Origin of the sequence: Prauserella halophila (assembly GCF_024171895.1) — a bacterium.
Classification (GTDB): Bacteria; Actinomycetota; Actinomycetes; order Mycobacteriales; family Pseudonocardiaceae; genus Prauserella; species Prauserella halophila.
The window spans coordinates 151,520-176,539 of sequence record NZ_JAMTCQ010000010.1; the positions used below are offsets into that span (position 1 = coordinate 151,520).

21 protein-coding genes and 1 pseudogene are annotated in these 25,020 nt (G+C 69.5%); 8 read left to right on the forward strand and 14 right to left on the reverse strand.

Annotation, left to right across the window (positions count from 1 at the left end):
- Nucleotides 1-104 precede the first annotated feature (104 nt).
- From LY41_RS13060 to LY41_RS13095, 7 genes are all read right to left on the reverse strand, one after another.
- A complete protein-coding gene (locus tag LY41_RS13060; RefSeq protein ID WP_253864256.1) occupies nt 105-857 on the reverse strand; it encodes an ESX secretion-associated protein EspG in 753 nt (250 codons plus the stop codon).
- 3 nt (nt 858-860) lie between these two features.
- Complete coding sequence (locus LY41_RS23640) at nt 861-2,915, reverse strand: DUF3558 domain-containing protein (protein ID WP_301297049.1); 2,055 nt, start codon at nt 2,913-2,915, stop codon at nt 861-863.
- Between the two features lie 55 nt (nt 2,916-2,970).
- Entirely contained in the window at nt 2,971-3,606 is a 636-nt protein-coding gene (locus LY41_RS13075) for a DUF3558 domain-containing protein (RefSeq protein ID WP_253864257.1), read from the reverse strand.
- A gap of 8 nt (nt 3,607-3,614) precedes the next feature.
- A complete protein-coding gene (locus LY41_RS13080; RefSeq protein ID WP_253864258.1) occupies nt 3,615-4,064 on the reverse strand; it encodes a hypothetical protein in 450 nt (149 codons plus the stop codon).
- 128 nt (nt 4,065-4,192) lie between these two features.
- Nucleotides 4,193-4,801 (reverse strand): hypothetical protein, encoded by a 609-nt coding sequence (locus tag LY41_RS13085; RefSeq protein ID WP_253864259.1) that lies wholly within the window; start codon nt 4,799-4,801, stop codon nt 4,193-4,195.
- A 78-nt stretch (nt 4,802-4,879) separates the two neighbouring features.
- The gene (locus LY41_RS13090) at nt 4,880-5,533 is read right to left on the reverse strand and encodes a response regulator (protein WP_253864261.1); all 654 of its coding nucleotides are present in this window, start codon (nt 5,531-5,533) and stop codon (nt 4,880-4,882) included.
- 121 nt (nt 5,534-5,654) lie between these two features.
- The gene (locus tag LY41_RS13095; protein WP_425563729.1) at nt 5,655-6,935 is read right to left on the reverse strand and encodes a sensor histidine kinase; all 1,281 of its coding nucleotides are present in this window, start codon (nt 6,933-6,935) and stop codon (nt 5,655-5,657) included.
- Nucleotides 6,936-7,201: 266 nt separating this feature from the next.
- On the opposite strand from LY41_RS13095, the pseudogene LY41_RS13100 reads away from it, so the two are divergent.
- The 5 genes and pseudogenes from LY41_RS13100 to LY41_RS13120 all read left to right on the forward strand — a co-directional run.
- Nucleotides 7,202-8,848: pseudogene (locus LY41_RS13100) on the forward strand (dynamin family protein); the annotation flags it as partial.
- A gap of 230 nt (nt 8,849-9,078) precedes the next feature.
- Nucleotides 9,079-9,468 carry a nucleotide exchange factor GrpE gene (gene grpE / locus LY41_RS13105; protein WP_253864266.1) on the forward strand — a complete coding sequence of 130 codons (390 nt, stop codon included), beginning with the start codon at nt 9,079-9,081 and terminating at the stop codon, nt 9,466-9,468.
- A 33-nt stretch (nt 9,469-9,501) separates the two neighbouring features.
- Complete coding sequence (locus tag LY41_RS13110; protein ID WP_253864268.1) at nt 9,502-11,367, forward strand: dynamin family protein; 1,866 nt, start codon at nt 9,502-9,504, stop codon at nt 11,365-11,367.
- Between the two features lie 180 nt (nt 11,368-11,547).
- Nucleotides 11,548-12,252, forward strand: a complete 705-nt coding sequence (locus LY41_RS13115) for a hypothetical protein (RefSeq protein WP_253864270.1) — start codon at nt 11,548-11,550, stop codon at nt 12,250-12,252.
- Between the two features lie 348 nt (nt 12,253-12,600).
- A complete protein-coding gene (locus LY41_RS13120) occupies nt 12,601-14,430 on the forward strand; it encodes a phosphoenolpyruvate carboxykinase (GTP) (protein ID WP_253864272.1) in 1,830 nt (609 codons plus the stop codon).
- A gap of 97 nt (nt 14,431-14,527) precedes the next feature.
- On the opposite strand, the gene LY41_RS13125 is transcribed toward LY41_RS13120, so the two are convergent.
- The gene (locus LY41_RS13125; RefSeq protein WP_253864274.1) at nt 14,528-15,286 is read right to left on the reverse strand and encodes a class I SAM-dependent methyltransferase; all 759 of its coding nucleotides are present in this window, start codon (nt 15,284-15,286) and stop codon (nt 14,528-14,530) included.
- Nucleotides 15,287-15,406: 120 nt separating this feature from the next.
- On the opposite strand from LY41_RS13125, the gene LY41_RS13130 reads away from it, so the two are divergent.
- The 3 genes from LY41_RS13130 to LY41_RS13140 are packed head-to-tail and all read left to right on the forward strand — an operon-like array spanning nt 15,407 to nt 18,070.
- Nucleotides 15,407-16,246, forward strand: coding sequence for a TIGR03621 family F420-dependent LLM class oxidoreductase (locus tag LY41_RS13130; protein ID WP_253864276.1), 840 nt, complete (start codon nt 15,407-15,409; stop codon nt 16,244-16,246).
- A gap of 17 nt (nt 16,247-16,263) precedes the next feature.
- Nucleotides 16,264-16,887 (forward strand): ABC transporter ATP-binding protein, encoded by a 624-nt coding sequence (locus LY41_RS13135; protein WP_253864277.1) that lies wholly within the window; start codon nt 16,264-16,266, stop codon nt 16,885-16,887.
- A 16-nt stretch (nt 16,888-16,903) separates the two neighbouring features.
- The gene (locus LY41_RS13140) at nt 16,904-18,070 is read left to right on the forward strand and encodes a hypothetical protein (RefSeq protein ID WP_253864279.1); all 1,167 of its coding nucleotides are present in this window, start codon (nt 16,904-16,906) and stop codon (nt 18,068-18,070) included.
- An 84-nt stretch (nt 18,071-18,154) separates the two neighbouring features.
- Here the strand turns inward: LY41_RS13140 and LY41_RS13145 are convergent, their stop codons facing one another.
- The 6 genes from LY41_RS13145 to LY41_RS13170 form a co-directional block, all read right to left on the reverse strand.
- Complete coding sequence (locus LY41_RS13145; protein WP_253864281.1) at nt 18,155-19,453, reverse strand: Nramp family divalent metal transporter; 1,299 nt, start codon at nt 19,451-19,453, stop codon at nt 18,155-18,157.
- A 10-nt stretch (nt 19,454-19,463) separates the two neighbouring features.
- A complete protein-coding gene (locus LY41_RS13150; protein WP_253864282.1) occupies nt 19,464-19,757 on the reverse strand; it encodes a helix-turn-helix transcriptional regulator in 294 nt (97 codons plus the stop codon).
- Between the two features lie 351 nt (nt 19,758-20,108).
- A complete protein-coding gene (locus LY41_RS13155) occupies nt 20,109-21,770 on the reverse strand; it encodes an alpha/beta hydrolase (protein WP_253864579.1) in 1,662 nt (553 codons plus the stop codon).
- Between the two features lie 111 nt (nt 21,771-21,881).
- Nucleotides 21,882-22,754, reverse strand: coding sequence for a septum formation family protein (locus LY41_RS13160; RefSeq protein WP_253864283.1), 873 nt, complete (start codon nt 22,752-22,754; stop codon nt 21,882-21,884).
- A 352-nt stretch (nt 22,755-23,106) separates the two neighbouring features.
- A complete protein-coding gene (locus LY41_RS13165; protein WP_253864284.1) occupies nt 23,107-23,268 on the reverse strand; it encodes a hypothetical protein in 162 nt (53 codons plus the stop codon).
- A gap of 422 nt (nt 23,269-23,690) precedes the next feature.
- Nucleotides 23,691-24,884 (reverse strand): ATP-binding protein, encoded by a 1,194-nt coding sequence (locus tag LY41_RS13170; protein WP_253864285.1) that lies wholly within the window; start codon nt 24,882-24,884, stop codon nt 23,691-23,693.
- Nucleotides 24,885-25,020: the final 136 nt, after the last annotated feature.

A 25,020-nucleotide genomic window follows, 5' to 3' on the forward strand; every position in this document is an offset into this window, starting at 1 on the left:
GGGTGATGCCCCGAAGGGCACCTTGGGGGCGTTGAGCGCCCCGAAGGTGCCCTTCGGGGCGCCCGCATCACGGGAGGGTGCGGAAGATTTCCCCTGACGCTGCGTCAGGGGATGGATTGCCAGGTGGCGAGGAAGGTTTTCGTCAGGGTTCCGGAATCGGCCGGCAGGCAGTGGATGCCGCCGCCGGGGTCGGTGAAGGTCAGGATGCGGCCCTGGTCGCGGGCATCGATCAGCGTGAACGGGAGGCTGCGTTCGTGGCCGCCGCCGGTGGTGCGCCCGGCGACGAACACCTGGTGTACGCCGAGGCGAGGGGCCTTCACGAGTTTTTCGATGCGTTTTTCCGGCGACTCGCGGGCGGCGAACATGTCGTGGTTCTCGTCGCGGAGTTCGTAGTCACGCCTCGTGGTGTGCAGTTCGGGAATCTGCGCGGGCCGCAGCGCCGGTAGCTCGGACAGGAACCCGTCGACGAGGTCGTCGGCGTCGAACCGGCTGAGGGTCACCATGTCCCCGCGCACCTCGAGCGCCACACCGACGTCGCCCGCGACCGCAGCGGCGGACTTGAACTCCAACGTTCCGCCGTCACGGGTGTGGATCTTGGAGTGCGAGTATAGTTCCCGGACCGGCGAGCGCAGCACCCGCAATGCCACCCGCAGCTCCCGTGTGGGCATCTGCCCGTCGGACAGGCCGAGGTCCTGCAGCAGGCCGAGGGCTTGGCGCTCGGCCTCGCCGGTGCGGTCCACGTGGATGTACGTCTCCCGTGCGCCGAGGATCGGGTGGGCCTCGCCGAGTTCTTCGAGTTCCCACGCATACAGCGCGATCACCCGCGGCAGCGTCACGGGTCTGTCGAGTACCGCCATCGGTTACTCGCCGATGGTGGGCGGCGTGGCGACGAAGCCGGTTCTGGGGTCGCGCAGCACTTCGTCGCCCTCGGTGAGGTCGAACGCCTCGTCGGTATCGGCGACGTACTTGCGCTGATGCTCCTCGTCCTCGCTGCCCTGGCCGCCGCCCTTGCCGGCACCGCCCATCGCGCCCATGCCACCACGCGCGCCGGCACCACCGGAACCGGCCGCTCCGGATCCGGCACCGGTACCGGCACCACCGGAACCGGTCGGGCCGAAGCCACCGGGAGCGGCGCCGGTCATCCTGCCCGCACCCGGAGAACCCGCGCGGGCGCCACCACCGGCACCTCCGGAACCTCCTGCCGCGCCGCCGGAAGAACCGCCCGCACCACCGGCCGAACCGCCGTAACCGGACGTGCCGCCACCGGTCGGACCGAAACCCGTCGTCCCGATCGGGCCGGCGCCGCCCGTACCCGGGGTGGCCGCACCGGGACCGCCGGGGCCGAAACCGCCGGACCCGGGGTAACTCGACCCCGGATAGTTCGCCGCAGGCGGCATCGCCGTCGATGGCGGCGTGTACCCGGCTGTGCCCGTGCTGTCGTCGGGTGAGGCGTAACTGGGAGCCGGAACATCACCCGGCCTGTCGGGCGACTGGTAACCACCACCGACGGGGCGATCACCGACGGGATCGCCACCGACAGGGCGACCACCTGCGGGATCACCGGTGGCCACCGGGCCACCACCATCCCCGCCACCGGAGTCCGGATCGGGAATGTCGATCACGCCCGAATCCGTCGGCCCATCGGCGTCCCCACCCTGGAAGATGTCGCCCAACTTGCCGTCGAATTCCTGCAGCTGGCCGAAGTTGCCCTCGACAGCCATGCTGGAGTCGAGGGAGCTCGACTGGTGGGTGCTGTACTGGCTCTGCGCTTGTTGGACCTGCGCCTTGTACTGGTTGGCCTTGTCCTCCTGGTCGGTGTCCCACGGGGTGACGCTGTCCCACGCGGACAGTTCCGGCTCCTGCGCAGGCAGGTTCTCGGGAAGCTTCGCCTTCAACGCGTCGAATGCGGAGATGTTCTCGTCGTAATGTTGCCGGTTCTGGCGGTACACGTCGGAGGTCTTCGCGGCGGCGTCGGAACCAATTTTGATCTTCTCACTCGCGGCGTCGGCCCCCGCACCGGACCACGAGCTTTCCAGCGCCTGTGCAGCGCCTTTCGCCAGGTCGACGGCTTCCTCGTGGCCTGCCATCACCCGGTCCGTGCCGTTGGACGCGTTCTGCCACTTGGCCGACTCGCCCGCCTTCACCCGGGTGACGATCTCCTGGATCGTGGGCGAATCATTGAAGAACGGGATGGAGTTCTCGAACTGGATCCGGTCCTGCTCGTCCTGCAAGCTGCGGTCTTCCGGATTGCCGATGCCGAAAAGCTTCCCCATCGCTGTTACCCCCCCTGCATTGTCCTTCAGATTGCCTACGATGATGTCGGCGACCTGGTTAGCCGCTTCGCACGAGTCCTGGTCCTCCGCATCCTGGCCGAGCGTGACGTTGGTCGACACGTTGTACTCGTCGGCGAGTCCCACGACCACCGTGCACAAGTTTTCTTCTTCGCCGTTGTTGTACTCGACAGCCGGGAACCCCTGGATCGGACCAGTTTCCTCGAAGTGCTCCATCTGGGACGGCACATTGGCATACGCGGCACTAAGACCTTGGCGCATCACCGTGTTGTACTGCAGGTCGAACCCGGACATCCGCTGAGGGTTCTGCCACTCGCAGCCCTCGCCGAGTTCGTCCAAATCCGCTTCGGTGCCTTCGACAGGTTTCCCGAGGAGCTCGGTGACTTGTTCGGGGGTGACCACATCGCACGGCTCGGCGGACAGGACCGATTCGGGCAGTGGGTTGGTCACCGCGGGTGCGCCGCTGTGGGGCGGTTCCTGCGCCGATGCCGATGTGCTGGGCGCGGCGGTCGTCGAGTCGGATGCCGGTGCCGACGGTTCGGGCGAGGGCTGGGCCTGGCCGGTCGTGTCGTCCGAACAGCCCGCGGCCAGCACCAACAGGGCGCCGGTCGCCGCTGCCGCCATCGCTCGCCTCACCGCTCTTCCGGATTGTCCGGACCGAAGAGCTTCCCCATTGCTGTTACCCCCCTGCGTTGTTCTTCAGGTTTCCCACGATTATGTCGGCGACCTGGTTAGCCGCTTCGCACGAATCCTGCATCTCCGCATCCTGGCCGAGCGTGACGGCGGTCCCGACGCTGTACTCGTCGGCGAGTCCAACGACTACATGGCAGGTCAGATCTCCTTGGTCGTTGTTGTACTCGACAGCCGGGAACCCCTGGATCGGTCCGGTTGCTTCGAAGTGCTCCATCTGGGGCTGCGAGTTCGCATACGCCGAACTGAGGCCTTGGCGCATGACCGTGTCGTACTGCACGTCGAACGCGGACATCCGCTGCGGGTTCTTCCATTCGCAGCCCTCGCCGAGTTCGTCCAAATCGCGATCGGTGCCTTCGACGGACTTCCCGAGGAGTTCGGTGACTTGTTCGGGGGTGACCACGTCGCACGGCTCGGCGGACAGGACCGATTCGGGCAGCGGGTTGGTCACTGCGGGTGCGCCGCTGTGGGGTGGTTCCTGCGCCGGTGCCGATGTGCTGGGCGCGGCGGTCGTCGAGTCGGATGCCGGTGCCGACGGTTCGGGTGAGGGCTGCGCCTCGCCCTCGGCGCCGTCTGAACAGCCCGCGACCAGCACCAACAGGGCGCCGGTCGCCGCTGCCGCCATCGCTCGCCTCATCCGAGCAGTCCTCCACCGGAGTCGCCGTCACCGCCAGTCTTGGTGATATCATCCTTGGCGTCCTCGTCCGCCGTGCGGTAGGCCTCCAGCGCCTTGCCGAGCGCCTGGGTCAGGTTGCGCCAGTACATGTACTCGGCGGCCACGTGATCGGAGCCCAGCTCGAAGGCCTTGTTGCCCACGGTGTTGAAGTCGACGCTCGCGGGGTCCTGCGCCGGCGGTTCCGTCCGCGTCAACCAGCCAGCTTCACGCTTGAGGACGTCGAACTTGTCCACGACCTTCAGCAGGGCCTTGTAGATGTCGTCCGCGCTTTCCTCGTCGAGCACGAAGCCGCTCGCGCCACCCGCGCCGCCGTCGTCGACGTCGAACCAGGGTGTGATGACGAAATCCGACGACTTCCACGGCGTGATCTTGTCCCAGAAGTCGTCCGACTGCGTGTTCTCGGCCATGACTGATGGCCCCTCCCCATCTCGCGGTCATTCACGACACAGTCCGCGCCGCAGAGTAGTCGAACCCGGACACAGCGGAAGGAAAAATGGCGAAATCGTCACCGCGGTCGCTGCCGCCTCCTGGCGGTTCAGACGTCCTCGGTGCCGATCTCGTGGATGGAGCGCTGGATCCGCGCCTCGAAGTCGCCGTAGAGCTCGCGGACTCGTTCGAGTGCCTCGTTGATCTCGTGCTGCCGCACCGCCGGGTCGCCGTCGTACCACGGCTCCGCGTCGAGGATCCGGTCGTCGTGGGTGGGGATCTCGTCGGGCAGTTCTCGTTGCAGCCGTTCCAGCTCCGCGGCGTTCGCGGCGTAGTGCTCGGCCATGCGGTCGTACACGTCCGCCATCCTCCTGGCGGCGGCCGCGGACTCGCGCATCTCGGAGGTCGGCGGCTGCGGGCTGTCGCCGGTCCATCCGGATTCCAGCAGGTCGGTCATCTCATCGGAGAGGTCGGTCGAGCGCCTGCTGTCCGCCGCGACCTGCCTCGACACCTGCGCGGCCTCCCACCACACCGACGTGTCGGCGGTCTTCACCCGGCGAAGAAGTTCACGCGTGCTGAGTCCGTCGGCGCCGAGCCACTCGTCCAGACGTCTGCTGCGTTCCCGCAGCGCGTCCCAATCATCGGAGCCGACAGTGCCATCAGAGCCGACAACCCTGCCATCGGAGCCGACAGCGCTGTCGTCGAAAGCGCTGCTCATGAAACGGTCCCCTCCTCGCGGTGGCGGCAACAACAACCGTAGCTGTGATCAACCGTCGGCGGTTCGGACGCGGTGGGATCAGCTCCCGGGGCTGGCCAGGCCGGTTTCGTAGGCGAGGACGACGGCCTGGACCCGGTCGCGCAGGTCGAGTTTCGTCAGGATGCGGCCCACGTGGGTCTTGACGGTCGCCTCCGACAGGAACAGCTCCCCCGCGATCTCCGTGTTCGACAACCCCTTCGCGACGTGGGCCAGCACCTCGCGTTCGCGGCCGGTCAGAGCCTCCAGCGCGGCGGCATCCCGCGGCGCGATCCGTCCCGTGTCGACGAACCGGTCCAGCAGTCGCCGCGTGATCGCAGGTGAGACGACCGCATCGCCGCCTGCCACCGACCGGAGCGCCGACACCAGGTCACCGGACGGCGTGTCCTTCAGCAGGAATCCCGACGCGCCCGCCCGCAATGCCGAGTAGACGTATTCGTCCAGGTCGAACGTCGTCATGACCAGCACCCGCGAACTGCCTGCCGCCACGATCCGCTGCGTCGCCTCGACCCCGTCCAGCACGGGCATGCGCACGTCCATCAGCACGACGTCCGGGCTGTGCTCCGCGGCGAGGCGCACCGCCTCCTCACCGTTGCCCGACTCCCCCGCGACCTCGATGTCGTCCTGGGCGTCGAGCACCATGCGAAAGCCGACGCGCATCAGTTCCTGATCGTCGACGACGAGCACTCGGATCATCGGAACTCCAATCGGCGGAACCCGGCATTGCCGGTGGGTAGGACGCCGGGATCGACCGGGAAGTCCGGTCCAGCGGCCGGGAACCAGTTCATCAGACGGGGATCATCAGACGGGGAGCACGTCAATCGCCCAACCTCGCGGTGAGCTCGGCGCGGACCTGCCAGCCGCCGCCGGGTGCCGGCCCGGCGATGAGGGTGCCGTCGTGGACGTTCGTGCGTTCACGCATGCCGATGAGCCCGTTCCCGCCCGACGTCGAGGGCGCGCGGTCCGCGGTCCTCCTGGCTCGTGCACCCGACCCGCCTGCCAGTACGGGATTGGCCTTTCCGGCGCCGTCGTCGTCGACGTCGACGTGCACCGACCCGGCGTGCTCGGCGTTGCGTCCCGCCCCGCGATCCCAGCGCACGCGTACCTGCGCGCGAGTGCCGATGCCCGCGTGCTTGAGGCTGTTGGTGAGCGCCTCCTGCACGATCCGGTACACGCCGAGCGACACGCCCGCGGGCAGCTCGTCGATGGCCTCGTCCAGGTCGAGCCGCACCGTCAGCCCCGCCGTTTCGATGCGGTCGGCCAGCTCGACGAGGTCGGCTGCCGTCGGCTGCGGGGTGCGCGCACCCTCACCACCGCCGCGGCTGCCTTCGTCGTCGTGGTCTCCGTCGCGGTCGTCGTCGCGCAGGATCGCCAGCAGCCTGCGCAGTTCGCTCAGCGCGCTGCGGCCCGTGTCGGAGATGGTGCCGATGGCGCGTTCGGCCAGGTCGGGATCCTTGCGGACGGCGTAGGACGCGCCGTCGGCGTGCACCACGATCACGCTGACCGCGTGCGCCACGACGTCGTGCAGCTCGCGGGCGATGCGTTCGCGCTCCTCGGCGACGGCGATGCGGGTGGCCTGGTGGCGTTCGTTCTCCAGCAGGTGCAGCCGCGCCTCGACCTCGGCCTGGTAGGCACGCCGAGCGCCGACGAACTCACCCAGCACCCAGCACAGTGCGAGGGACAGCACGACCGTCACCGTGTTGACGATCCAGTCGCCGGGGTACTGGAGGATCTGGTGGGTCAGGATCACGACCAGCGTCAACGCGGTGTAGAGCGCGGCCTGCCGGCGTCCGCTGTAGACGACCACCGTGTACAGGGCGATGCAGCTGACCACAGCGACGCCGAGCCCCACGTCGCCGAACCCGGACGCGACGTACGGGATCGTCCACACGAGTATCCAGTACGCCATGACCAGCGGGTACTTGCGCCGGAACGGGACAACGGCCAGCAGGCACACGGCCAGTGGCAGGCCCACGTACCACGGCGGCGTGGCCACGCCGGGCGCCGGAAAGGCCACGAACAGGCTGTATACCAGCGCGTCGAGTGCGAACAGCACGATGGCGATGAGGCTGTCGCCCACCATGGGGCGGGCCCTCATCCAGAGACTGATCCGGCGCACCGGCTCACGGTAGGCGGTCGAGGGCCGGCTGCGCGTCGCCCTGAGGTCGCACGCCGGGTCGTCGCGTGGGATGACCCAGCGTGGGATGACTCGGCGTGGGATGACTCGGTGTTGGCTGACCCGGTGTTGGCTGACCCGGTGTCGCAGCTCCGGTGGGGCCGCGCGTCCGAGGTGGTCGGGGTGGGATTCGGGTGGGAGGATATGCCCGCAAGTAGCGGCGGCAGGCACGGTCAGCAGGGGGTTCGATGACGGCGGCAGGTGGAGGCAGACCGGCCGGCCCGCTGTCGGAGTCGGTGGCGGATCTGTGCAACCGGCTGCGTGGTCAGGTCTCCCAGCGCACGGCGGCGGGTTTGGCCGAGGTGCTGCGCAGACTGGAGGCGCCGCTGCAGGTCGCGGTGGCGGGGCGGATCAAATCGGGCAAGTCGACGCTGGTCAACGCGCTGATCGGACGTCGCGTGGCGCCCACCGACGTCGGCGAGTGCACGCGGCTCGTCACCCGGTTCCAGTACGGCACGGTCGACCGCATCGAGGTCGTGTTCACCGACGGTTCGAAGCAGGTGCAACCGTTTGCGCCCGACGGCGGGATCCCGGCCGAACTGGGCGTCGACATCGAGAGCGTGTCGCACATCGAGGCGTATCTGACGAACGCGGTGCTGCGCGACATGACGGTGATCGACACGCCGGGCCTGGGGTCGCTCGACACCTCGTCGGTGGCGCGGACACAGCAGGCACTCGGTGCGGCGCGGCTGAGCGGTTCGCTCTCCGACGGGGACGAACCGGCAGCAGCCGGGTCAGCCGGGATCTCCCCGGGCGCCGGGCCCTCCCCCGGCGCCGACGGCGCAGGCGGTTCCGGGGACACCGCCGGTTCCGACGCCGATGCGCTCGACGAGACGTCCCGCAGCGCGCTGGTCGGCGCCGAGGCGGTGCTGTACGTCGTCACGCAGGGCATCCGGGCCGACGATCAGCAGGCGCTCGCCGCGTTCACGGCCGCGACGGCGAGCCGCGAGGCAGGCCCGGTCAATGCCATCGCGGTGCTGAACAAGGCCGACACGATCCCGCCCGAGTCGGTGGAAGGGGCCGACGGAGACGTGTGGCGGGCCGCGACGACGCTCGCCGAGAAGCAGGCGAGCCTGTTGCGGCCGCGGGTGGCCGACGTGCTGCCGGTGATCGGGCTGCTCGCCGAGTCGACGGAGACGGGCGCGTTCACCGACACCGAGGCCGACGCGCTGCGCACGCTCGCCGGTCTCGACGACGGCGACCTGGAGGTCATGCTCGTCTCGGCCGACATCTTCACCACGTGGGAGTGCGACGTGCCCGCGGGCGTGCGGGTGCGCCTGCTGGAGAAGCTGGACCTGTTCGGCATCCGCAGGGCGATCGACGTCATCCGCGCGGACGAGCAGGTGACGGTGGGTGCGCTGCACCGGCGGCTGCTCGACGTCTCCGGGCTGGACGCGGTGCACCGGCGGCTGTCGAGCGTGTTCGCAGCGCGTGCGGACGGCATCAAGGCCGCCGCCGCGCTCGCCTCCATCACCGCATTCGCCCACGATTCCGGCGACCAGGCCGAACGGCAGCGGGTGCACGATGCCATCGAGGTGCTCCTCGCCCGCCCCGAGGCGCATCAGCTGCGGCTGCTGGAGGCGTTGACGCTGGTCACGTCGGGTGCCGTCGACATGCCGCAGGATCTCACCGACGAGGTACTGCGCGTCGGCAGCAGCGCCGACATCGCCGCTCAGCTCGGGATGCCCGGCGCCCCGGCCGACGATCTGTCGGCGTTCGCGCTCGAGCGCGCCGGCTGGTGGCGCTCCTTCGCGTCGTTCGGGGCGACGCCCGCGCAGGCGCGCGTGGCGCACGTGGTGCACCGGGCGTACTTCCTGCTGTGGCAGCGGCTCAAGACGCAGGTGAGCCAGGCCGCGGGCGGCGGTGCAGCCGGTTCCGGCGACGGTCAGGCCGCGGGTCCCAACGCGGGGAGACCTGTGGGACCCGCCGGGGCTCCCGGCAATGCTCGACCCGGCAACCCGCACCCCGATGGCCCGCACCCCGGCAACCGCCGTCCCGACGTGCCGTCCGCACCGCAGCCCGGGGTGAACCCGGGTCCGGCACCCGGTCCGCAGCGGGCACGCCGGTGAGTTCGCCTCCCGACGGGGAGGGAACCGGTCCGGCGGACGGCGCGTCAGAACCCGATGTGGACCCAGTAGCTCTCGCCAGCGGCATCGAGCCGGAGCAGGCGTTGGCCGATCGCCAGGCGCTGATCCAGCTCTGCCTGTACGCCATGGATCGCGCGCACAGTGGCGGTGTCGCCGAGCGCATCGAGAAGGGGCTCGCCGCCATCGGAGTGCACGCGCTGCGGCCCGACGGTGCGCGGTTCGACCCGGCGCAGCACGAGGCGGGTGGCGCGGTGCGCACCGACGACGCGAACCTCGAAGGCACGGTTGCCGAGACCGAGGTACCCGGCTTCGTCGACCACGATCGGTTGCTGCGCGCACCCGTCGTCACGGTGTACACGCGTCGCTGAGCCCGCAGGCGGGTCCCCGATAGGCTGCGCATTGTGACGGCATCCACACGTTCGCTCGGCAAGGCGGGTCTGCCCGCGCAGGTCAAGCAGGTGCGGGAGTCGCTGCTCACGTTGCTGCGCGGCGAGGCGGCGGAGTCGGCCGACTGGGTGGAGCGGCAGCGGAAGTCGGCGGCGGCCAAGCCGACCGTCGTCGTGGTCGGTGAGACCAACCGCGGCAAGAGCTCCCTGGTCAACGCCGTGTTGGCGGCGCCGGGGCTCTCGCCCGTGGACGCCGAGGTCGCGACGTCGACGTATCTGGTCTTCGATCACGCCGACGAGTGGTCGGCCGAGGCGTGCTATCCGGGGCAGCTCGCGCCGGTGGGGTTCCCGCTGGCCGAACTGCCCGCGTGGTCATCGGTGTCGCACGAACTGCCGGCCGGGCAGATTCCGCCGCGGTATGTGCAGGTCGACGGTCCGGTTCCGCTGTTGGAGCGCATCACCGTGGTCGACACCCCCGGCGTCGGCGGGCTGGACGCGGGGCACGCCGACCTCGCCATGGAAGCGGCAGCCAACGCGACGGCGCTGCTGTTCGTCGTCGACGCGTCCGCGCCGTTCACGTCGAGCGAGCTGCAGTTCCTCGCCGAGATGAGCGATCGCGTCGAGACCGTGTTGTTCGCGCTCGCCAAGACCGACCAGTTCCGCGGCTGGCGGGAGATCCTCGAGGCCGACCGCAGGCTGCTGGCCGAGCACGCGCCCCGGTTCACCGATGCGCCGTTCCACCCGGTGTCGGCGCGCATGTTCGAGATGGCGGGGAAGGCCCCGAGCGAGCAGGCCGCGGTGACGCTGCGGGAGAAGTCGGGCGTGGCCGAGCTGCAGGGCGCGCTGCAGGAGGCGCTCGTCGGGCGGGCCGCGATGCTGGCCGAGGCGAACACGATGCGTGCACTGGCCACGGCGCTGTCGGAACGGCAGGCGAGGGCGGTCGCCGATCAGCGTGCGCTGACCTCCGGCGAGGACGAGGCGGCCGCGCTGCGGGCGCGCAGGGACGAGCTGAACGCCGCCCGCCGCTCGTCGACCCGCGGGTGGCAGCTCAAGCTGCGCGGCGAGATCCAGCGGGCCCGCAGCGACCTGACGCACGAGTCGGCCCGGCGCATGCGGGATGCCCAGGCCCGGTTCCGGCAGGAGATCGACGGGGCGCGACGGCAGGATCTGAAGGACCTTCCCGCGCAGGTCGACGCCGTGCTGCAGGCGTCGTCGCAACAGCTCTCGGGGCTGCTGGCGCAGCGGCTCAACCAGGTCGCCGACGCGACCCTGGCCGAGCTGTTCTCCGAGGAGGAGCTGGCCGTCATCCGCTCGCAGTTCCTGCGCGGGGTGACGCCGCCGGTGGAGCTGCGGCCGCCGGACAAGCGCCCGTCGTCGGCCGAGGACAAGCTCCTGGTGTTCATGGGCCTGACCAGCGGTGCGGGTGCCGCGAAGCTCGCAGCCGCGCCGCTGGCCGGGTTCGCACTGTTCAACCCGGTCGTGTTGCCCGCGACGGTCGTCGTCGGTCTCGGCGCGGGCTGGTGGGTCGGCCGGACGCGCAGGCACTCCGCGGACAAACAGCACTCGAAGCAATGGCTGATCGAGTCGATCGCCGACGCCCGCTCCACGCTGGACCAGCTCGTGTCCGAACAGCTCATCGAGGCCGAGCAGCAGCTGTCGCTGGCGCTCGACGAGGCGGTCAGCAGGCGGATCGAGTCGATCGAGGCCGAGCTCAAAGAGGTCGACAAGAACATCAAGATGGATGCCCAGGAGCGCAAGCAGAAGCTCGCGGTGGCGACGAAGCGGGTCAAGGACCTGGCCGACGGCCGGGAACGTGCCGAAACGCTGCTCGGACGGATCCGGGCGCTGCGGGATCGGCCCCGGGCGGGCGAGCAGGGGTGACGGTCCCATCCGCTCGGGCGGTGTCGCCTGGTGCAGGGAACCGAACCGGCATAACGTGAGTCCCAATGACACGACCCGCAACGGCGGGTGCACCGGGGAGGCCGGTGGTCGTCGCGGAGTCCGCGGCGCGGCCGGTAGGTGCCGAAAGGATCAGCAGCCCTGAGCTAGGGGGAGTTTGAAGTGTGGGTCGACGACGGCAGCGCTGACGCCACGACCACCGCCGAAGACATGACGGTGACGGTCGACAGTGAGGAGTACACGGCCGAGCTCAACCAGGACGTCGACGGCGACGGCGTGTACGACGCCGCCCTGATCGAGCACGAGGACGGCACCGCGCAGCTGTTCGTCGACACCGACGGTGACGGTGATGCCGACGCGTACGCCGAAGCCGATTCCGACCGCAACGTGGTCGTGGAAGCGGAGTACGACGAGGCCAGTGGCCAGTGGGTCGAGATGGGCGGCGGGTCCGCCGACGACGCCCCGGAGACCGACGCCGGCGCCGGCGGCATGATCACCGCCGACCTGGGCGACGGGGACGTCGAGGTCGGCCCGGCGACGATCGACACCAACGAGGACGGCACGAACGACACCGCCATCGTCGAGACCGAGGACGGCGACACGATCGCCTTCACCGATGCCGACGGCGACGGCGAGGCCGACATCGCCGTGGTCATCGACGAGCATGGCAACGAGGTCGTGCTCGAGAGCGACGGCGACGGCGAGTGGACCGAGACCGACGAGACCGGCGGCTACGGCGGTTCCTCGGGTGCCGCACGGGTGCCGGAGACCGCCGACCCGTGGGGCGAGGGCGCCGCGGCCGGTGCCGGCGTCGAAGGCGTGGCGAAGATCGATCCGGCCACCGGTCAGTGGATCAGCCAGAACTGACCGCACGCGAATTGCGAGGGTTTTGCGGCCCGGTTCCCCAGTGGGAGCCGGGCCGCACCCGTTCGCGGGCATTTCCGTGGCGATCTCGCCGTTCCCACCTGGCGAAAGTCTTCCTCCGACTGGGCCGATCGGCTGTAACTGAATCGATTCCCTGATCGTTCTTGTGAGAGAACCGACAGCGCTGACCTGCCTGAAGCCGCGATACGGCCGTTAGTCTCTGGGAATCCCCAAGAAACGCACGCACCGCTTGGCCGCGGTGGGTGAAGCCATTTCGGTCGCCGGCAACGGAGCCCGCACCAGGACGCTGCAGTTCGGTGTGGGCTCTTGTCGTCGAAGACAGGAGAAGAGATGACTGCAGTAGCCATCCCAGGACTGGACGACGCACCGACCACGCACAGTGGCGTGCTGTCCTGGGTGCGGGAGGTCGCGGAGCTGACCACGCCCGACCGGGTGGTGTGGGTCGACGGCTCCGAGGAAGAAGCCGAGCGCATCAACCGGGAACTGGTCGAGGCAGGCACGTTCGTCGAGCTGGACAAGCGGCCGAACTCCTACTGGGCCGCTTCCGACCCGAGCGACGTCGCGCGGGTCGAGGAGCGCACCTTCATCTGCTCCGAGCGGGAGGAGGACGCAGGGCCCACCAACAACTGGATGGACCCGGACCGGATGAGGGCCACCATGACCGAGCTCTACCGGGGCTGCATGCGTGGTCGGACGATGTATGTCATCCCGTTCTGCATGGGTCCGCTCGGCGACGACGACCCGAAGCTCGGCATCGAGGTCACCGACTTCGCGTACGTGGTGTCCTCCATGGGGGTCATGACCCGCATGGGCCGGAAGGCACTGGACAAGTTCGTCAAGGCCGACGGCACCGAGCGTTCGTTCGTGCCCGCCCTGCACTCGGTCGGCAAGCCGCTCGAGCCCGGTGAGCAGGACGTGCCGTGGCCGTGCAACGACACGAAGTACATCACGCACTTCCCGGAGTCGCGCACGATCTGGAGCTTCGGCTCGGGCTACGGCGGCAACTCGCTGCTCGGCAAGAAGTGCTACTCGCTGCGCATCGCCTCGGCGATGGCGCGGGACGAGGGCTGGCTCGCCGAGCACATGCTGATCCTCAAGCTCATCTCGCCGGAGAACAAGGCCTACTACGTCGCGGCCGCGTTCCCGAGTGCCTGCGGCAAGACCAACCTGGCGATGCTGCAGCCGACCCTGCCGGGCTGGCGTGCCGAGACCATCGGTGACGACATCGCGTGGATGCGGTTCGGCGAGGACGGCAGGCTGTACGCGATCAACCCCGAGTTCGGTCTCTTCGGCGTCGCGCCCGGCACCGGCGAGAAGACGAACCCGGTGGCCGTGAAGACCATCGAGAAGGGCAACACGGTCTACACCAACGTCGCCCTGACCGACGACGGCGACGTCTGGTGGGAGGGCCTGACCAAGGAGGCGCCCGCCCACCTGACCGACTGGAAGGGCCGTGACTGGACGCCGGACTCCGACGAGCCCGCCGCCCACCCGAACTCGCGGTTCTGCACGCCGATCTCGCAGATCCCGACGCTGGCGCCCGAGTGGGACGACCCGCAGGGCGTGCCGATCTCGGCGATCCTGTTCGGTGGCCGCCGCAAGACGACGGTGCCGCTGGTCAACGAGTCCCGCGACTGGCAGCAGGGCGTGTTCCTGGGCGCCACCATGTCGTCGGAGAAGACCGCGGCCGCTGCGGGCAAGGTCGGCGAGGTGCGCCGCGACCCGATGGCGATGCTGCCGTTCCTCGGCTACCACGCCGCCGACTACTTCCAGCACTGGCTGGACACCGGCAAGAACGCCGATCAGTCGAAGCTGCCGAAGATCTTCTACGTCAACTGGTTCCGCCGCGGCGACGACGGCCGGTTCCTGTGGCCGGGCTTCGGTGAGAACACGCGCGTTCTCAAGTGGATCGTCGAGCGCCTCGAGGGCAAGGCGAACGCCCAGGAGACGCCGGTGGGCCTCGTGCCGACCGCCGAGGACATCGAGACGTCCGACCTGTCGGAGCCGCTCGAGGACATCCAGGCGTCGCTGGACGTGAACGTCGAGGAGTGGAAGCAGGAGATCCCGCTCATCGAGGAGTGGTTCGCCTCGATCGGCGAGGACAAGATCCCGTCCGCGCTGAAGGACGAGCTCGCCGCTCTCAAGCAGCGCCTCGGCTGAACTTCGTAACAGGGCGTGACAACGTCCGTCTCACGCTCCACGCCCCCAAGGGCACCTTCGGGGCACTCAGTGCCCCGAAGGTGCCCTTGGGGGCAAATTACGGTCTCGGGGCGTCTGCACGCTGCGTGAGGAAGACGTACTCGGCGCCGGGGCGGTCAGGGGCGTCGCGTACGTCGGTCACGGTGAAGCCCGCCGCGTCCAGGCTCGCCGTGATCTCGTCGCGGTTGCGGAAGCGGAGCGTCGAGTCCGACGTGACCACCGAGCCGTCCGGGAACCGATAGGCGTGCCGGAACGACACGAACGGCAGTGCCACGTCGGTCACGTTCGTCGCCATGGCCACGGCGCCGACGCCGGGTACGTCCCGTGTCACGTCGGGAGCGGCCGCCCAGCGCTGCCAGGCGCGGGCCCCGGGCCTCCTCGTTTCGAACGCGAGGCGGCCGCCAGGGCGCAGTGTCGCGCGCACGGCCGTCAACGTTGCGTGCCAGTCGTCGTCGGTGAGGAAGACCTGCGCGACGTTGCCGGTCATCACGGCGAGGTCGGCGCGGAACTCGGCCCGTTGTGAGAGTTCCGCCAGGTGCGCTGCCGCGGCACTTGCGTCTCCGCGGAGCCACGTGACGTCGGCGTTCCTGGCGCGCGCGATCTCCAACGACGCTTCGGCCGGGTCGACGCCGACGACCTCGCAGCCGCGGCTCGCCAGCGCTGCCGCCAGCTCGCCGGTGCCGCAGCCGACGTCGAGCACGCGAGCCGCGCCCACCTCGTCGGCGAGGCCCAGGTACAGCGCGAGGTCGTCGCGGGGGCTCTCGAACACGTCGTAGAGGGCAGCGAGCCGTGGGTCGGCGAAGATCGCGTCGGGCATTCACGGAACGTACGGCCGGGAATCGCAGGCGGGCGAACGGATTTTCGCGCACTGCGGAAGCGGAGTGGACCCCGCTCGAAACGACCGTGGCCCTGCGCGGATGTCGGTACCGTCGGGGTCATGGATTTCCGATTCGGCGTGAACATGCTCGCTTCTGGGGAGCGGCCCCAGTGGCTGGACAAGTGCCGCAGGGCCGAGGACTTCGGCTTCGACGTGGTCGCGGTGGCCGACCACCTCGGCATGCCGTCGCCGTTCCCGTCGCTGGTCGCGGCGGCGGAGGCCACCGAGCGGGTGCAGCTCGGCACGTTCGTCGTCAACACCGCCTTCTACAACCCGACCCTGCTCGCCCGTGACGTCGACACGACCGATCTCCTCCTCGACGGCAGGCTCGAACTCGGTCTCGGCACCGGGTACGCCAGGGCGGAGTTCGACACCGCCGGGCTGCCGTTCCCCCGCCCCGGCGCACGTCTGGACCATCTCGAACAGTGCCTGACCGTGCTCCGCCAGCACTACGGCGATCGCAGCCTGCCGCCGATCGTTCTGGGCGGCCAGCGTGACCGGATGCTGCGCATCGCGGCGCGGGAGGCCGACGTCGTCGGGTTCACGGGCGCGCACTTCACCCGCGACGGTGACGGGGCGACGCTCGCCGGACCGTCCGAACTGGACGAGCGCGTGGCGTTCGCGGTCACCGAGGCCGGTGACCGCGATCCCGAGCTGAACCTGCTCATCCAGCACGTCGAGGTCACCGACGACCGCGCGGGAGCGCTCGAGCGCCTGCGGGAGTACGACACGACGAAGTCCGCCGACGAGCTGGGCGAGCTGCCCATGCTGCTCGTCGGCACCGCCGCGCAGATCGCCGACCGGTTGCGCGCACACCGGGAGCGGTTCGGCTTCACCTACATCACGGTGATGGAGAAGGACATGGCCGCTTTCGCGCCCGTCGTCGAACAGCTGCGCTGAGGGAAAGTGCCGGGCCGATGGAGATCGTTGCGGACGGCCTCGGCATGCGCGCGGGCGAGGTGTGGTTGCTGCGCGACGTCGACCTGCGAGTGAGCCCGGGCGAATGCCTGGTGCTCACCGGTCCCAACGGCAGCGGCAAGTCCACATTCCTCCGAGCCGTGTACGGCATGCAGGAACCCGCGGAGGGCATCGTCACGGTCGGAGGTGCCGCCCCGGACGAACGTGACCGGAACTTCCGCAGACGCCTGTCCGTGCTGCTGGACGACTCCGACTTCTTCGCCGAGTTCACGCCGGCACAGCACCTGGACCTGCTGGCGACGTCGTTCGGTGTCGACCTCGACGTCGATACGCTGCTCGCCGGCGCCGAACTCGCCGACCGCGCCGATGTCACGGCCGGTTCGCTGTCGGCGGGCCAGCGGCGGCGGCTGCTCCTGCTCGGGGCCACGGCGAGGCCCTTCGACGTGCTCCTGCTCGACGAACCGGAGCGTGCGCTCGACGCCGCGGGAAAACGGTGGCTGACCGACGTCATCGCCCGTGCGACAGGAGACGGCGCGGTCGTCGTGCTCGCGACGCATCACCCGCCGTTGCTCGGCGCGGCCGATCACGTGCTCGAGCTCGGAGCGCTCGAACCGGTCCGGTAGCAGGGACGACCCGTAGATGACGCTGCGCAGACTCTTCAGTGGTGACACGAGCTCGTTGCTCGCCCTGTTCGCAGGCGCATGGTTGGTGAGCGCGTTCTACCGCATCGAGTGGTGGCGCGAGGTCCTCGAGGTCGATACCGGCACGCGCGCGGTGGCAGTGGTGGCGTTCTTCTGCGTGTCGGCGGTCGCCGTCTGGTCGTCGTTGCTGCGGCGGCGATTCCTCTGGGCCGACCCCGCCGCGCTGACGTGGCGCGACTTCGGCGGTGGACAGGACCGCGTGCTCGTCATCAGCGGCCGCGTCTGGTTCGGCTGGCTGGCCCGGATCGCGGGATTGGCGTACGTCGGCGCGTTCCTCGGCACCGTCTGGTGGATACCGCCGTGGGCGTGGCAGGTGATGGTGGGCGCCGTCGGCGTATGCGGGCTACTCGTGCTTCCGGCGGCCGCGGGTGTCGGCGTTCCGTGGCGGCTTCCCGCGGCTGCGAAGGCCGGTCGGGAACGTCTCGTCGCAGGCTGGCGCGAACGCGTCGTCCGTGCGGTCGGCGTGACGTTCCTCGATCCGGGGATGCTGTTCCCACCTGCGTCCCCGGTTTCGACGAGGCTGCGCTCGGTGTGGTCGTTCGTCGCCGCGGGCATGGTGGGCAGAGCGCGGTTCGTGCCGGTTGCGGCCGGACTTGCCGTGCTGGCGGCACTCGCCCGTCCGGTGCTCCCCGCCGTTCCGGACGTGGTGCTCGCGGGCGGGTGCGCGTTCGCCGCGCTCGTGCCGTTCGGTGGCGGTGCCGCCTCGCTCTGGCGTTCGCCGGGGTTGCGACGATGGCTGGACGAATCGGACGTCGGGTTGCGTGCCTGCACCCTCGTCGCGTTGCTCGCCGTCGCCGCAGTGTGGGCGGGGGCGCTGTTGCTGGTCGTCACGCTGGCGGGCGGCGATTCGGTCCCGGCCGGTACCTGGGCGCTCCTGCCCGTGGTGGCCGCAGCCGTGGTCCGCACCGCGACCCGCCCGCCGGTCGACTACGCCACGCCCGCCGCCACGGACACACCGTTCGGTCAGGCACCGGTGCATCTCATAGCGCAGCTGGTGCGTGGTCCGGACCTCCTGGTGATGGGCGTGGCGCTGCTCGCCGCGTTGCCGATGCCCGCGGCACTGATCGTGCCTGCCGCGGGCATCGGCTGGGCGTTGCTGCGCTGAGCTGTTTCAGGGACGTGCTTTTCTGGACGTTCCGGTTCAGGGATGCGCTGGTTCAGGGGCGCGTCCGTGCAGAACCGGGCCCGGTCAGAACAGGCCGATGAGCTTGTCCACCGCCAGATAGCCGAACAGGCCGAGGCACAACGAAAGCAGCGTGTTCGACAACCAGCCCGACCGTCCCACGCGCTCGACGCGGTTGGAGTTGAGCAGGAACAGCAGCGTGCCCGCGAGGAACGGCATGAACAGTGCACCCAGCGCGCCGTAGGTCACGGTCAGCTGGAACGGCTGGTCGAGGAACAGCAGCGCCATCGGCGGGAATGTCAGCCACACGATGTAACCCCGGAACACGGGGCTGCCGATGCCGGCGCGGTGGTCGTAGTCCGCGAGTTCCTCGGCCTCGCCCACCGTGTACCGCGGCAGGCGCCAGGTGCGCCACCAGTCGGCGAACAGCAGGCTGACGCCGTTCCACACGCCGACGAGCGAGCTGAACGACACGGCCCAGAATCCGACGAGGAACGGGATGCGCGCCCACTGGCCGTAGTCCGCGGCGAGCGTGTTGCCGAGCATGAGCAGGCCCTCGTCGCCGTCGACGACGTTGTGCCCGGCGAGCAGCTCCGCACCGACGATGAGCATCGCGACGACGAAGATCGCCGTGGTGACGTAGCCGGTCGCGTTGTCGAGCCGCATCATCGACAGCCACCGCGACGAGCGCCATCCCTTGGCGAGCGTCCAGTAGCCGTACGCGGCCATGGTGATCGTTCCGCCGACGCCGCCGATCAGGCCGAGGACGTAGACGAACGAGCCGTCGGGCAGCCGCGGCACGAAGCCCTGGAACGTCTCGACGAGGTTCGGCGTCACGAGGATCGCGGTGCCGACGACGGCGACGAACATGACGCCGACGAGCGCGGTCATCACCTTCTCGATCACGGCGTACCGGCTGAACCACACCAGAACGAACCCGGCGAGGCCGCAGAGCATCGCCCAGTAGCGCACGTCGACGGCGGGGAACAGCGCGTTCAGGGGCAGGCCGCTCGCCGACATGGCGGTGGCTCCGTAGACGAAGCCCCAGACCACGGCGTAGATGCCGAAGTAGACGAGCACCCAGCGGCCGAGGGTGCGCCAGCCCGAGAGCATCGTGCGGCCGGACGTCAGGTGCCACCGGCCGACGGCCTCGCCGAGCGCGATCTTGAAGATCGTCCCGACGATCACCGCCCACAGCAGGGTGTAGCCGTAGCGCGAGCCCGCGACCATCGTGGCCACGAGGTCGCCTGCGCCGACACCGGTCGCTGCGGCCATGATGCCGGGGCCGATCTGGCGCGCTTTCGCTTTGAGGCCGATGGGGACTTCGGGCTCTGCCACCTTGCCGTGGCTCGGATCGGACGACATGCGCAGCAATCTAACCGGCGTCGGCCCGGCGGGACAGGGCCGAGTCGGCCGTCTCGCCGGGCGGCGCCGCGAGCGCCGTGCGCAGGTCGTCGAGGGGTAGGTCGACGCTGTCGGCGATCGCCAGCACCGTGAAGAACGCAGGCGTCGGGATGCGCCCGGTCTCGATCTTGCGCAGCGTTTCGACGGAGATACCCGCGTCGGCGGCGACCCCGACCATGCTGCGTGCGCCGCGTGCGCTGCGCAGGGCGAGGCCGAGTCGTTCCCCGCGCAGGCGTTCGGCTTCGCTCAGCGGCACTCGCACCACGGCGCCAATAGTAATACCGACAGGCAGCAATACCGACAGGCAGCAATACCGACAGGCGCAGATGCGGGCCGGCGACGAGGGTGTGCACAGGATTCGTGCACCGGTGAACACAGCTTGTGGACAACTCTGTGGAAAGCATGGGGAAGTTGTGCACAAGCCTGTGTACGTGTCGGTAGCCCGTCGTGGACCCGTGCCCGCCCAACGCCGACGACAGGGCCTGCCGACGACGGTGCCTGTGAACGGCGGTGCCTGCGGGCGGTGGACCTGCCGACGACAGTGCCCGCCTCCCCTGCTGTGTTGCCGGGAAGGCGGGCACCGTCGGCTACGGAATCCCCGGGAGCCGACGCCCGGTCAGGATCCGTTCGGTGTGGGCATCGGTGCGCCGGGGATGCTCTGGTCCTCCGGCACGACGCCGTCGACCAGGTAGTCCTCGACGACCTCGTCCACAGCCGGGTTGTCGCCCGCGTAGATGCCGTGATCACCCTCGTCGGTCACGGTGATCATCCGCGAGCCCGCGAACTTCTCGTGGGCGCGGCGGGCACCCTCGATCGGGGTCGCCGGGTCGTTCTCCGACTGGACGATGAGTGTCGGCGGCACGCCCTCGCCGTCCAGCTCGGGCAGGTCGATCGGCTTGCCCTTCCAGAAGATGCACGGCTGGATCAGCCAGCCCCATCCCAGCAGCGGCCACTGGCGGCCCATCAGTTCGGACTGCCAGATCGCGGTCATCCGGTTGCCGTACCAGCGGCCCTCGTTGCAGGGGATCGTCCAGAAGCTGGCGTCGTAGGCGTCGTCGTACTGCTGCGCGCCGTGGCCGTTGTCCACGACGAGCGGTTGCGGCCCGCGTGCCTTGGTGTTCTCGAGCAGCTTGCGGACGTTGTCCATCGCCGTCGTGGACGCGATGCGCGTGTCGTTGCCGGTCAGTTCGCGGACCGACACCAGGTACTCGGCCAGCGGCGGGAACGCCGTTTTGCTGTAGAGCATGCCCGCGATCGCCGAGTCGAGCTCGTTCGGCCCGACCTTCTTGCCGTCCAGCTTCACGGGCTTCTCGGCCAGTGCCGCGCGCACCTGCTCGTACGTCTGCCGCGTGCGCTCGCCGGAATCGCCGAAGCCGTACTGCTCGTCGTAGCGCGCCAGCCACGGCAGGAAGTCCTCCCGCCAGCGACGCTCGAAGCCCAGCGGTTGCCAGTCGAACGAGCGCTGCCACGTCGTGGTGAACTCGGTGGCCGAGTCCAGCACGAATCGGCCGGTGTGCTCGGGGAACCGCTGCGCGTAGTGTGCACCGAGCCACGTTCCCGCGGAGTAGCCGACCCAGTTGATCGTGTCGCGCCCGAGCAGGGTGCGGAGCAGATCCATGTCGTGGGTGGTCTGGAACGTGTTGATCAGCGGGCCCAGCTCGCCGGACTTGATCTGGCACGAGTCGGCCGCGTACTTCGTGGCGTCGAGGATCAGGTTGAGGTTCTCGCGGCTGCGGTCGCGCGGATCGAGCGAGTCACCCGTCCCGACGGCACCACCGCACGTGATGTTCGTGCTGTGGCCCGTTCCGCGCGGATCGAAGCCGATGACGTCCTGGTGCTCACGCAGGCGTTCCTGCTCGGCCATGCGCAGCGGGAAGTTCCGCCCGGGAGCGCCGGGGCCGCCCGGGTTGGTGAGCACGCTCGCGGTTGCCTCGCCCTCGGCCTTCAGCCTGCTGACGGCGATGGTGATGTCCTCGCCCGCGTCGGCGTCGTTCCAGTCCTGGGGAGTCCGATAGGTGGCGCACTCCAGGTCGTACTTCTCCGGCGGCGAGGAGCCGAGTTCGTCCTCGGAGCACGGATGCCAGTCGAGCCGCTGCCCGGCGTAGCGCTCCGGGACCTCGTGGGAGATCTCCGGCTGTGCGGTCGTCGCCTGCTGCGTCGCCCGCTGTCGCGGTGGTTCCCCTTCCGGGGTGTCGGCGGCCGCGGCGGCGGGGGCGATCGTGGCAACCAGTGCGGTCGCCAGTGCTCCCGCGACCACGGTGCGCCGCGATGTCGTCATGGTCATGGCGTCCCTCAATCTCGATTCGATCGGGGACATTCAAGCGGGCCGAATCGGTGGTATCAACCTGCCGATCGTCGGGAAAATCAGGACTTGACAGGGCCGTACGTCCTAATTGGGCAGCGGCGACGTGCCGATGTCCCGTACCGAGCCCGTGGTGGCCTGGTTCGTTTCGGCATAGCACATGATGTTGGTGAAGCCGATGCGCCAAGTCGTCTCGTCCGGCCAGCGCCACGAAGGTGCCACGTCGCGACGGTCCGCGCCGACGAACTCGTGCACCTTCGTGCCACAGGCGGTACGTGCTTTGTCATCGAATTCCGGTTCGGACGGCACGGGCCCGTCCGCCTTGCCCGCGTTGACGACACCGACGGCCTCGGCCATGTGCGGCTCGCTGCAGGGAACGGTCTCGGGCACTTCGGCCGACGGGCGGGTCGCCGAGCAGACGCGGTAGCGGTCGAAGCTCTCGGCCAGCGCATCGCGGATCGAGCCGGTGCGGGCGACGGGCCTGCCGGTGCCGTCGAGCTGGGCCACTCCGCACCGGTACCAGCGGTGGCCCGCCTTCCAGTCCTTGACGTCGGCCCACACCAGCCAGGCGCCGAGTGTCGAGGCGTCGTAGGACGCGCTGCCCAGGTACTCGGCGGCGGCGCTGCGGCACCGGGGGAAGACGGCGCGGAACACGGTCGATTCTCCGGGCGGTACGCCGGCCTCGGTGGAGCCCAGGTCGCTGCCTAACGTTCCCTTCTTCGTGACTTCCACGGTGTGCTCGTCGGAGCATTCGACCGGGCCGGGATTGTCACCGTCGAGGCATTCGCCGACCTCCGCGACGATCGTGCGCTGGGCGGTGTCGTTGCCGGCGCGCGTGCCGTCGGTGGAGCGCATGTGGTCGAGTTCGGCCAGGCCGATGGTTGCGTGGGCGCATCCGGTCATTACGAGGGCGGCGACCATCGCCGAGGTGGCCAGCGCGATTCGCCCAGATCTCGACATCGATCTCACTCTATCGAGTGAGGTCAGGCGGACCGTAGGCGTGGGTGCGGCCGCCCGTCGGCGAGGTCGTCCGCGTGCTCGCGGGGAGCGCGGTGCTTCGTCCATCGTGGACGGAGAAGATCGCGGGCTGATCGCCGCCGCCGTGTCCGATTCGTCCATTCGCGACGTGTCCGGTCCCGATTTTTCGGACGGACGCGGAGAAACCCCAGGTCGGAGGCGGCGCGGTGACAGGTCCGGACATATGGAAACCCCGCGGTGCTGCCAGGTCGGGGGTCCGCCAGCACCGCGGGGTCATGGGGCATATCGCCGCCGATACCGGCAGCGTTACACCTGAACCCTATTGTAATTCACGTCACATTCGGGGCTTGGGTCGCTGGTAGCCCTGAGACTGCGCGAGGGTGATGAGCTCGTCGCGCATCGTCGTCGTGGTGGCGGTGTCGATCGCCTTGCTGACGGCGCGGCGGGTGCGGGTGTGGGCTCGACGGGCGCGGAGGCGTGCGGCGAGGTTCGACATCTGTGGTGTGGCATCTCCTTCGAGAGCTGCTCGTTGTGTGGTTGTACTACTTACGCGTCGGGATCGGATCTGCCAGCGCCCGCTGTTCGTCCGCGGCGGCCGCGCCCCCAATGGCGCCTGCCTGCGGTGGTTGATCGGCGGGTCGGCTGCGACTGCGCACCGGCGGAGTGTGAACGGATGGCCGGTCACCTCTCGACTTCGATCCCTACATGTCTTATTATCCGCAATCTTCACCGTGATCGCTACTGATCATCCGGTGAGTTGGCTTACTTCCCGAACGATCGTCGGCAGCGTTACGCATTCGGTGTGGTCCATCCGGGTGATGCCGAAAGCTAGGTACGTCTTCGGGTGTCTAGAAATGAGCTAATACGGGGCTAGATACGGGTATCGGCGGCTGTCGCCCGTGCGTCGGGGCGAGTGGGTCAGTCGGCGCGGGTGAGGAGGTAGTTGCCGAAGTGGGGGACGGTGAAGGCGATCTGACCGCGTTCCGCGGAGTAGACGAGGCCCTTCTTCATCAGACTGTCCCGCGCCGGTGACAGCGACGACGGTTTGCGGCCCAGGTAGACGGCGATGTCGGAGGTGACGGCGCTTTCGTCCTTGCCCTGCGTGAGCTCGGCCATGGCGCGCAGGTACTCGCGTTCGGCGGGGGTGGCGCGTTCGTAACGGGAGCCGAAGAAGCCGACCGCCAGCTCGGCCTCGGCCTCGGGTGCGGCGACGCGCACGTCCTCCTCGTCGATCGGGTTCGTGGGCGCGGCGTCCCAGGCCGCCTTGCCGTAGGCCTGGATGAAGTAGGGATAGCCGCCGGAGGCCGTGTGCAGGGCGTCGAGCGCACCGGGTGCGATGTGCGCGTCCTCGCGTTCGATGGGCGCGAGCACGGCACGGTCGGCATCTTCCCTGCTCAGACGATCGATCCGGGTGTAACGGAAGAGTCGTTCGGAATACGACTTCGATGCCGACAGCACCGCAGGCACATGTGGCAGTCCCGCGCCGACGACGACGAGCGGCGCGCCGGACTGCGAGAGCTCGTGGCACGCCGCGCACAGTGCGGAGACGTCCGCGGGGCTCAGGTCCTGGATCTCGTCGATCAGCAGGGCGACCCCGGAGCCGACGTCCGTGGCCAGCTCGGCGACCTCGGACAGCAGCTCCACGAGGTCGATCTCGATGTCGCCCGAGTCGGCCCTGCCCTGAGCGGGAGGGACGTCGATGCCGGGCTGCCAACGGTCGCGCAGCTTCGCGTCGGGCTTGTTCGACTTGAGGGCGAACGCCTTGAGGACGGCGAGTACCTCGTCGACCCGGTCGGGCGCGCGGTGACGGACCGCCAGATCGCGGACGGCACGGTGCAGCGCGGCCGACAGCGGCCTGCGGAGTTCGGCGTCGGGGCGTGCTTCGACCTTGCCCGCACCCCAGTGGCGGCGGATCGCCATGGACCGCAGTTCGCCGAGCAGCACCGTCTTACCCACGCCGCGCAGTCCGGTCAGCATCAGGCTGCGCTCGGGCCTGCCGCGCGCGACGCGCTCCAGCACCACGTCGAACGCGTCCAGCTCGCGTTCGCGCCCGGCCAGTTCGGGCGGGCGCTGACCTGCTCCGGGGGCGAACGGATTCCGCACAGGGTCCATCGCTACGACATTATTGGGTCGTCTAGCTCCAGTCCGATAGTCCGCGAGAAATCCCTGCCCGCGTGTTGCCGGGGTCGCCTCCCGGCGGGCACCACGATCCGCGGGCTACACGTTCGGGACACCCGCCCTTCACCCT

What these genes read in the sequence shown, in the direction of transcription:
- LY41_RS13060 (WP_253864256.1), bottom strand. Translation starts at nt 857, where the DNA reads ATGGCGGTACTCGACAGACCCGTGACGCTGCCGCGGGTGATCGCGCTG.
- LY41_RS23640 (WP_301297049.1), bottom strand. Translation starts at nt 2,915, where the DNA reads ATGGCGGCAGCGGCGACCGGCGCCCTGTTGGTGCTGGCCGCGGGCTGT.
- LY41_RS13075 (WP_253864257.1), bottom strand. Translation starts at nt 3,606, where the DNA reads ATGGCGGCAGCGGCGACCGGCGCCCTGTTGGTGCTGGTCGCGGGCTGT.
- LY41_RS13080 (WP_253864258.1), bottom strand. Translation starts at nt 4,064, where the DNA reads ATGGCCGAGAACACGCAGTCGGACGACTTCTGGGACAAGATCACGCCG.
- LY41_RS13085 (WP_253864259.1), bottom strand. Translation starts at nt 4,801, where the DNA reads ATGAGCAGCGCTTTCGACGACAGCGCTGTCGGCTCCGATGGCAGGGTT.
- LY41_RS13090 (WP_253864261.1), bottom strand. Translation starts at nt 5,533, where the DNA reads ATGATCCGAGTGCTCGTCGTCGACGATCAGGAACTGATGCGCGTCGGC.
- LY41_RS13095 (WP_425563729.1), bottom strand. Translation starts at nt 6,935, where the DNA reads ATGAGGGCCCGCCCCATGGTGGGCGACAGCCTCATCGCCATCGTGCTG.
- LY41_RS13120 (WP_253864272.1), top strand. Translation starts at nt 12,601, where the DNA reads ATGACTGCAGTAGCCATCCCAGGACTGGACGACGCACCGACCACGCAC.
- LY41_RS13125 (WP_253864274.1), bottom strand. Translation starts at nt 15,286, where the DNA reads ATGCCCGACGCGATCTTCGCCGACCCACGGCTCGCTGCCCTCTACGAC.
- LY41_RS13130 (WP_253864276.1), top strand. Translation starts at nt 15,407, where the DNA reads ATGGATTTCCGATTCGGCGTGAACATGCTCGCTTCTGGGGAGCGGCCC.
- LY41_RS13135 (WP_253864277.1), top strand. Translation starts at nt 16,264, where the DNA reads ATGGAGATCGTTGCGGACGGCCTCGGCATGCGCGCGGGCGAGGTGTGG.
- LY41_RS13140 (WP_253864279.1), top strand. Translation starts at nt 16,904, where the DNA reads ATGACGCTGCGCAGACTCTTCAGTGGTGACACGAGCTCGTTGCTCGCC.
- LY41_RS13145 (WP_253864281.1), bottom strand. Translation starts at nt 19,453, where the DNA reads ATGTCGTCCGATCCGAGCCACGGCAAGGTGGCAGAGCCCGAAGTCCCC.
- LY41_RS13155 (WP_253864579.1), bottom strand. Translation starts at nt 21,770, where the DNA reads ATGACGACATCGCGGCGCACCGTGGTCGCGGGAGCACTGGCGACCGCA.
- LY41_RS13160 (WP_253864283.1), bottom strand. Translation starts at nt 22,754, where the DNA reads ATGTCGAGATCTGGGCGAATCGCGCTGGCCACCTCGGCGATGGTCGCC.
- LY41_RS13165 (WP_253864284.1), bottom strand. Translation starts at nt 23,268, where the DNA reads ATGTCGAACCTCGCCGCACGCCTCCGCGCCCGTCGAGCCCACACCCGC.
- LY41_RS13170 (WP_253864285.1), bottom strand. Translation starts at nt 24,884, where the DNA reads ATGGACCCTGTGCGGAATCCGTTCGCCCCCGGAGCAGGTCAGCGCCCG.